General features: G+C 45.7%; 1 protein-coding gene. It reads right to left on the minus strand.

The genetic code is table 11. The features are described from left to right. Positions 1 to 84: 84 nt before the first annotated feature. Positions 85 to 1,187: methyl-accepting chemotaxis protein (locus tag R7M72_RS25240; RefSeq protein WP_318056475.1), on the minus strand; the 1,103-nt coding region annotated here is incomplete at its 5' end.

Genomic DNA, 1,187 nt, shown 5'->3' on the forward strand with positions numbered 1-1,187 from the left:
ACGAGCTTGGTTGCTAAATAAATGCGACGAAAACAAAAAAAGCACGTTTGAAAACGTGCTTTTTATTGAACAATTGACTTTAAACTAGTGCTTTACGGAGAACTTATTCACCCATCCTTCCAGTTCATTTGCCAAAGAGGCCAAACTTTGGGTGCTCGATTGGCTCTCTGTTACCACTGAATTTAGCTTACTTCCGCTCTCTTCAATCAGATTTATGCGGTGTGCAATGTCATCACTGACTTGCGTTTGCTCAGCTGCTGCCGTCGCAATTTGCTGACTCATTGCTGTGATAGATTCAAGCGCGGTAACGATCTGTTGGAGAGCTTCTGATGCATTCATCGATTCAGTTACTGTGCTTTCACTTGTTTCCGCACAGATTTCCATTGTATGAATGGCATTGCGAGAGCCTTCTTGAAGATTCGAGATCATGTGTTGGATCTCTTTTGTGCTGTCTTGAGTTCGACCTGCAAGATTACGTACCTCATCTGCTACTACAGCAAAGCCTCGTCCTTGTTCGCCTGCTCGGGCTGCTTCAATTGCAGCGTTCAAGGCTAATAGGTTGGTTTGTTCCGCAATATCCCCGATTACATCCAGAACTTTCACGATGTTGTTTACATCTTGATCGAGATCGGCAACCGCTTTACTTGCAGTATTCAGCTGAGTCGCAAGACCTTGGATGTTATCTACCGTACTGTGGATCAGTGATTGAGTGTGCTGACTTTGTTTATCTGCTTCATCGGTATTACGTGCTGTGTCGCTAGCAGAGCTTGCCACATGGTTAGCGGAAGAAGCCATTTCTGTCATCGCTGTTGCAATCATTGCGGTCGATTGCTGCTGAGAAACGGTAAGATCGGCGATGGAATTTGAGCGCGACTCTACTGCTGATAGCTCATCGCGTAGAGCGTGCATCGATTGTTCAAGGTTAGTCACCATGGTTGCCAATGATTGGCTCATATTCTGAACCGCATGGTAGATACTGCCTTTTGGAGCGACGGTATCAAAGCTAGTTTGGATGTTACCTTGTGCAACCGCTTGAACCGCTTCTCGTACATCGTTAGGTTCACCTCCTAAGAGATTGAGCATTTTGCGAATCGAGATGATCAAGCCTCCAAGAATTGAACCTGCGATAACCAGACACAGCATAAGCTGCCACTGTGCTGTCGACCAAAAACGTGCATTCACTTCAT

Origin of the sequence: Vibrio sp. YT-18 (genome assembly GCF_033337345.1) — a bacterium.
GTDB classification, from domain to species: domain Bacteria; phylum Pseudomonadota; class Gammaproteobacteria; order Enterobacterales; family Vibrionaceae; genus Vibrio; species Vibrio alginolyticus.